The 6,884-nt window shown below is 62.2% G+C and carries 8 protein-coding genes; 2 read left to right on the forward strand and 6 right to left on the reverse strand.

Annotated elements, in window-relative coordinates:
• Positions 1-10 precede the first annotated feature (10 nt).
• The 4 genes from ABWY06_RS25110 to ABWY06_RS25125 form a co-directional block, all read right to left on the reverse strand.
• Positions 11-739, reverse strand: a complete 729-nt coding sequence (locus ABWY06_RS25110; protein ID WP_353928313.1) for a flippase-like domain-containing protein — start codon at positions 737-739, stop codon at positions 11-13.
• Positions 736-1,482 (reverse strand): N-acetylglucosaminyl phosphatidylglycerol deacetylase, encoded by a 747-nt coding sequence (gene gpgD / locus ABWY06_RS25115; RefSeq protein ID WP_353928314.1) that lies wholly within the window; start codon positions 1,480-1,482, stop codon positions 736-738. The genes ABWY06_RS25110 and gpgD overlap by 4 nt, the downstream gene beginning before the upstream one ends.
• Positions 1,475-2,590 (reverse strand): N-acetylglucosaminyl phosphatidylglycerol synthase, encoded by a 1,116-nt coding sequence (gene gpgS / locus ABWY06_RS25120; protein ID WP_353928315.1) that lies wholly within the window; start codon positions 2,588-2,590, stop codon positions 1,475-1,477. The genes gpgD and gpgS overlap by 8 nt, the downstream gene beginning before the upstream one ends.
• Before the next feature lie 165 nt (positions 2,591-2,755).
• Positions 2,756-2,986 (reverse strand): hypothetical protein, encoded by a 231-nt coding sequence (locus ABWY06_RS25125; RefSeq protein ID WP_353928316.1) that lies wholly within the window; start codon positions 2,984-2,986, stop codon positions 2,756-2,758.
• 241 nt (positions 2,987-3,227) lie between these two features.
• Here ABWY06_RS25125 and ABWY06_RS25130 point away from each other — a divergent pair, with 241 nt between their 5' ends.
• On the forward strand, positions 3,228-3,998 hold the full coding sequence (locus ABWY06_RS25130) for a hypothetical protein (RefSeq protein ID WP_353928317.1): 771 nt from the start codon (positions 3,228-3,230) through the stop codon (positions 3,996-3,998).
• A 256-nt stretch (positions 3,999-4,254) separates the two neighbouring features.
• Positions 4,255-5,364, forward strand: coding sequence for a hypothetical protein (locus ABWY06_RS25135; protein ID WP_353928318.1), 1,110 nt, complete (start codon positions 4,255-4,257; stop codon positions 5,362-5,364).
• A 139-nt stretch (positions 5,365-5,503) separates the two neighbouring features.
• Here ABWY06_RS25135 and ABWY06_RS25140 read toward each other — a convergent pair whose 3' ends face one another.
• Together ABWY06_RS25140 and ABWY06_RS25145 are read right to left on the reverse strand one after the other, a co-directional pair.
• On the reverse strand, positions 5,504-6,034 hold the full coding sequence (locus ABWY06_RS25140; RefSeq protein WP_353928319.1) for an SMI1/KNR4 family protein: 531 nt from the start codon (positions 6,032-6,034) through the stop codon (positions 5,504-5,506).
• Between the two features lie 57 nt (positions 6,035-6,091).
• Positions 6,092-6,607, reverse strand: coding sequence for an SMI1/KNR4 family protein (locus ABWY06_RS25145; protein ID WP_353928320.1), 516 nt, complete (start codon positions 6,605-6,607; stop codon positions 6,092-6,094).
• Positions 6,608-6,884: the final 277 nt, after the last annotated feature.

The following is a 6,884-nucleotide window of genomic DNA, read 5'->3' on the forward strand; positions in this document are numbered from 1 at the left end:
GCGCGTCCGCTCACTCCGGGCGCCGATCGCCCAGGCGCTGCCACAGCACCCGGCCAACCAGATGAACAAACACCGGGGCACCGGCCAGCAGGTAGAGATGGAAGGCGACCAGGCGCCAGATCAGGATGGCGGCCGCCGCCGTCGAGGCTCCTAGCCACGGCGCCAGCAACGCCACCGCTGTCAGCTCGGTGCTGCCCGCGCCACCCGGCGCCAGACTCAGCTGACCGGCACTGAGCGCCAGCACCTGCACCAGCAGGGCTCGGCTCCAGGGCAGCGCACTGCCCAGTCCACAGAGCGCCAGGTACAGCTGGCTGTAACGCAGCGCCCAATGCACGGCGGTCAACAGCAGCAGGCCCCACAACAGGGGCCGCGGCAAACGCAAGCTGGCCCGCAGCGCGGCGCAAAACCGCAGCACCCGCCGGATCCACCGCTGTCGCCGAGACTGCCCGATACCCAGGCGGGCCAGCAGCCGGCCGTTGACACCCAGCAGTCGCCGATAAAAGCGCCCCAGCAGCGCCACCAGCAGCAGCGCGGTGCCTAACAGCGCCACACTGCCACCCAGCAACGGACTGACCCACGCCTCCCGCACCGCGCGTAAGTGAGGATACCCAGCATCGCCAGCAACAGGCCCGACGGAAACCGCTGCAGATGCCCCCCAGACGTCACTGCCGCCCAGCGCCAGGGGAATCGACAGGGCCGTCGCCAGGGCGCCGGGCAGCCACCGGCGCCGCAGGCTCATGACCCCTGACATGCCAGCCAGGCCTGCTTGGTCTGCGCCACTCGCCCCGCGTGCAGCGCTTGGCGCAGCAGGCGCAGCCAGTAATCACGGGCAACAGCATGGCGCAGGTCCACCGGATGCACCCCCAGGCGCAGCAGCGACGCCGAGCGATAATGGCGCCACGCGGCTTCGCTGAGCAGCCAGGAGGCACCTCGCCGCCAGCCACTGCGGGCACTCCAGACCAGGCTCGGTGCCGCCACGGGGCTGAACCCCGGCAAGCGGTACAGGCGCTGACGGTCACTGGTGTACACCAGGCCGCAGTGGGCCAAGGCCTGGCGCGTGCCGGCACTCATCAGCCAGGCCGGCGCGACGAACCCCTGCAGCGGCCAGCCGAGTCGGCGAAACAGTTCGATGCCGGTCTGCAGCCGCGCCAGGGCCGCCGTCTGATCCAGGCCGTGGAACTCGCCCTCCCGGGTGTAGACCCGACGCATAAACCACTGCGACAACGACGCCGGCGGCGGCCCCTCGTCGCAGTGGTAAAGCCCGTGCAGGACCACTTCATCTCCGCGGGCCAGGCGAACGTCCAGGTACCGGCAGAACCCGGGGTGCGCCGCCAGCGGCTGGCGATGATGGAAATCCGGCACCACCAGCCAGGTGATGGGCACATGTCCGAAGGCGTCCACCGCCTCGACAAAGGATCGGTACGCCGCCCAACTGAGCGGCGAGGCATCGTGCAGCACCAGGCTTACCGATTGCTCACCCATGGGCCCACTCCACCGGCTGCGCCTGCCCCAGCACCGCCCGATAATGGCCGAGCAAGCCGTCGACCACCTGCTCCCAGCCGTAGTGGGCCTCGACATGCAGGCGCGCTTGACGGCCCAGCTGGCGCGGATCGCCGTCGAACACCTCGCGCACCGCAGCAGCCATCGCCGCCGGGTCCGCGGGCCGGCACAGGCGTCCGCAGTGAAACGGCACCAGTTCGGCCAGGGCCCCGGCGCGCACCGCCACCACCGGCAAACCGCAGGCCATGGCTTCCAGCACCACCAGGCCGAAGGTTTCCTGGGCCCCGGCATGCAGCAGCAGGTCACAGCTGGCCATCAGGCACGCCACCTCGTCGGCCGGGCAGAATCGATCGATCACCCGGACATTGGCCGGTGTACGGGTCGGCATGCCGGAGCCCACCAGCAACAGTTGATAGGGCGGCCCCAGCAAACGCGCCGCCTCCAGCAGCTGCGGCAGGTTTTTCTCCCGCGAACCGCGACCGGCGAACAGCATCAGACGGCAGCCTTCCGACAGCCCCAGCACCCGTTTCAGAGCAGGATCACGGCGTCCCGGTCGAAAGGTCGCCAGGTCCACCCCCAGCGGTTGCAGGTGCACCTGGGCGATACCGAGGTCGACCAGCCGCTCGGCCATCACCGCACTGGGGACCAGCACGCGGTCGAAGCGACCATACAAACGCCGCACATACCCTTTCATCGGCTCTCCCAGCCAGGGGCCGATGCGGTTGCCGACCAGCCGCGGCAGGTCCGAGTGGTAGAAGCCGATTACCGGGATATCGAGCCGGCGCCCGGCTTGCAGGGCGATCCAGGCCGTCCGGTAGGGATCGCCCGCTTCGATCAGGTCGGGCTGCAGCCCATCGAGCAGCTTGAGCCAGGGCGCTGCCCGCAGCGGCATCCGATAGTCCCGGCAGAAGGGCAGACGGGCGGCGGGGAGCTGGTAGCGCGCGTCCGATTGGGCCCAGGCCGCACCCGGCACCAGTAGGCTATGACGCACCCCCGCGACTGCACCGATCAACCGATGCTTGGCCTCGAGGTAAGTGCGCACGCCCCCACTGGCCGGGGTGTAGAACAGGGTCATGTCGACGAGGTGCACGGGGCGTTCCTCCCTTCCAAGGCAATCCGCACGCCTGGCGTCCGGCTGCCGGTACCGGCACCGCACTGGGGCGACCGGCACTGTCCTTTTCAGCATGTCACTGGCTGTGACCACCCCGCCGGAAAGTCGATCGAGCTGATTGGCCAGTATTCGCAGCCTGCCCGGTCAACTGTCAGAGCGAGGCACAACGGCCACGCTTGCGGCGGAGGGCGCCAGCAGCGCCGCCCGGGCTTTTTCGTATTGCTCGTACGGCAGGCTGCTGCGGTTGAGCATCTCCAGCGCGAACTGGCGCACTTCGGCCTCGGTAACCGGCGGCTGTGCAGAAACGCAAGGACTGGCGCAGCCGGCCAACAGCACGCTCAGGGTCAGCGACAGGCAGGAGAAAAGGGTTTTCATGGCGTTCTCGGCACGGGACAGTGGGTAGGTGCCCAGACTATCCAAGCGAAAGCACCCGCAGAAATCAGCGGTTTCGATAGTGGTTATCGGTGAAAAATCACCTTATGCGCACCCCGCGCTGATGCGGCGCCATGGCATCAGGTGCCAGCCGATTTGCTACTGTGGGTCGCCCACCGTCGGCCATGACGTCACGCCGCCGGGCAACTTGCCCTGCCTGCACAATCCACGAGGTGCCTATTCGATGAATCCATTGCCCCAGTCCCTGTCCTGGACCGAGCTCAAGGCGCGCTTCGCCACCCGTCTCCAGGGCGGCAGCGACTGGTTCAATACGCCCCCTCATCTGGTGTGGGCCGAAACCGGCTCAGCAGACGACCCTTGCGCGGGCTTTCGCGCCCTGGTCTACCCGGGCAATACCGAACTGCCCGAGCTGACCTACCGCAACTCGAGCGGCTTCGAACCCGGCGACTGCAACTGCATCGTGATCGAAGGCGACCTGCACCTGAGCGGCGACCTCGACCTGCGGATGAGCGATGTGGGGCTGCCCGGCTACCTCCACGTGCTTGGCAACCTGACGGCGCAGAACCTGTTTATTCGCGAACAGTGCGAGCTGGTCGTCGAAGGCAGTCTCACCCTGGATAACGCCCTGATCGCCAGCCGCTGGGCCAATGGCCAATTGAATATCGGACAGGACCTGTCCTGCCGGCATGCCTATCTCAACGACTTCTACCTCAAGGTGGCCGGCAACATCGAACGGCCTCTTTACCTGCAGGACGCCGATAAGGTCACCACCCCGGCGGCCAACGCAGCGCGCCTGTTGCCCCTGGCCGACTGGTATGTGCTGGATTTTCCGGACATCGACGAGGTCGACGACGAGGACCCACTTTTTCAACAGCACCTGATCTTCAATGACTGCATGTTCGAGGACGTGCCCTATCACCAGAGCGAGGACGACAAGCTGTGGTACTGGATCGTCCGCGGGGTCGAGGTGTTCAGGACGCTGAATCCCGGCTAAGACGCTTGACCGGGCATGTGTAACCCTCACCGCCCCTGCGGCGCAGGGGGCGCTGATGCCCTTCCCCCGCTCGACAGCCCCCCCCTTCGACTGCACCGCCGCGCGGCGTTGCGTCCTTGGTCTATAGTCCTGTTCGTCCCGCTCCCCGCAATGAAAAGGACCCCCTGCGCGGCGGGCGACCCGGCTCCGGCCATCGAATCCAGAACCACAGCCTCACTACAGAATAAAAATACGCTCAGACCGTTTGGAGACTGCCATGGATGCGCAACTCGAAACCACGGCTGAAGTGCAAGCCGCAATTCGCTGTATTTACTGCCAGCAACTTAACCCGCTCAACTGCATGACCTCGGTACCCGTGATTCCCCGTTACCTGGGGGGCGCGTTTGCGCCCTCCTCCTATCAACTCACCCGGGCCTGTCGGCGCTGTCAGGCTGAACTGACGCGCCGTGTCGATGCCTGTTTCGAACGGGCCTGGTCGGTCTCCGAGGCCCTGGCGCAGGCCGCAGGCCGGCTGGCGGCCCGCCACCCCCATATCCACCCCCCACTGAGATGCCTGGGACGGATCGCTCTGCCGATCCCCGGGATGCGCGCGGAGGAAATTGCCGAGTATTGGCAGGGACCGGAAGGCGAACAGCTGGTGCTGATCAGGGCCGCTGACGACGCCACGCAGCGCTGTGCGGGCCCTGGCCCCCACGCCGACAACCGAGCCTACTGTTTCCTGGAGGACCGTCCCGGCTTCCAATCCGGACTGGCCACCCTCAGGGATGGCTTCCGGCATGCGCCACCGAGAAAGGTGCTGGGCGGGCTAGCCGGCCTGCACTCGCCGCACGCCCGCGGTTTTTGCCCACCCACGGCCACCGACCGGCAGGCACTGGCCTATCTGCACGCTACCCTGGGCCGCGGCGACGCGCCGGAGTGCCAGCCCTATCCGCATGCCCCCTGCGAGACGGCCTTTATGAGCAAGCTGGCGTTGGGCACCGGTGTCGCCCTGTTCGGTGAAAAACTGCTGCGCACCGCCCATGGCCAACGGCTGAGCCACGCGCTCTGGTCCGGCAGCGACCCCACTGCGACCTTGCTTACCGCCCGCCCCCCGGTACACCAGGGCCATGGCCGGCCGAGCCCTTTTATCGGCGATTCGGGTGCCGTGTCGATCCTGATCAAACCGGGCAAATGCCTGTCACTGACGCTGTGCATCAACCAGGCACTGCTGTGGACGATCGAACTGGCGTCGGGCAAGGACCTGACGGCCGAAGACCACCTGAAAATCGGTCACGGTCGCATCCTCAACCTGTTCGAACCGTTGCGCATGGGCCATGAGGCATCGTTGCCCGAGTACCTGCGGCGCCGTATCGATAACGCGCGCTAACCGCGCCTTGGGTGGCGCGGGGGGTATCGATGTCAGCAGCGCACAAGCTGCGGCCACTAAATGACTACGACCCCTTTTTCCCACGACCCCTTTTTCCCCTTCTTTTTCCCCTTTTTCCGGCGATCAAATTTTAATCCCGTTAATGACTTGCGTAAAAAACGGGGTTCGCGCGGGGAAAAGACTTAGGGAAATGCCCACATATAAGTCGACGGCTCAAGATCCCAAGCAAGAACTTACTCATCGACATATCAAACACCTCCCACTCAGGGGATCGAGCCTCATTAACTAGAACAGTCCAGCTGTTAGGTTCGCCAACTGAAAGCCAAAACAATACGTCTCCGTTATCGGTTATAGCGAACGGCAAGATGCCTCCTTGCGCAGGAAACAACCTATACGGAATAATTTCCCCGTAAGACTGAAGCTCAATCAACACCTTCAACTGAGCACTAATCTGATCTAGAAAATTTACATTCTCGTTCCTTGAGGTCGGATTAAAAACCCAAAGGAAATTATCGACACTCCCTGTTCCATACTTATGAACGAACTCCTTATAGTCATCAGGCAACGCAATACCTAGTTGACTCTCCACAGCCAACCATGCTTTTTCAGATGGTGCTTCAAACGTAGAACTTGGAGCTGGCATTATTGCAACCATTTCGATGACACTCAACTTAAGCTCCCTACAGCATTAAAAATAGCTCACCCCTTTAGCAGAGATTCCGCCCCCTCACTTGCTGATGTGATAAAACTCTTCTCTATTATAATCAACCATAGCGAGGAAGAACTCATCAAAATTATCAAAACGATCAATTTCTTCGCCTGCAAACCATAGAACCACACCAGGTACAGAGGAGTCAGGTTTCGCCAGAAGAAAAATATCTTTATCGGCCATAGCCGCAGCAATTGGAAGCACGTCTACTCGAGAAACTCCGGCCTGCTCAAAAAGAGCATCACTCAGCTCCCCCAGTAAATTAAAAGCCAATTGCATTTTTTCGCCTCCACATAAATCCTTAGAACCAAATAGATCCACAGTTTGAAAGAAACCGTTCCAACCGTCAGCACTCATCAAAAAATCAGAATACTTAGAGTCCAACTGAAATCCCAATAAACTCGCCACTTCAACCAGCTGCTCGGAAGACGCCCCAACACTGGGAAGAGAGTAAGGATACAAGCCATTTTTATCCACTTCAGCCAAGGCTTGTTTGACCAACACCAAAATTGAAATTTCTTGGACCCAGTTCATTACCTTCCCTCGTCAAACATAAATAGTAGGCTTATATTCTATTGGGCACTGCGGTATTTGCCCACCACTACTAGTGTTAGCTCTAGGCGAACGCGGTCGACATGTATTAGTTTCGACCCGCTAAGCTGGCAAAGATTAGCCTATCGGCGGCGATGCATTTTTTGGATGGACCTCAATAAAACCATCCAAAAAAAAAAAAAAAAAAAAAAAAACCAAGGGCGCGGTTAAAGGGACCCCCGGGATTTTCCAGGGCCCCTTCATTTGCCGACCCAATAAT

The sequence above is a fragment of the Pseudomonas sp. genome, from assembly GCF_040514055.1.
GTDB lineage: Bacteria > Pseudomonadota > Gammaproteobacteria > Pseudomonadales > Pseudomonadaceae > Aquipseudomonas.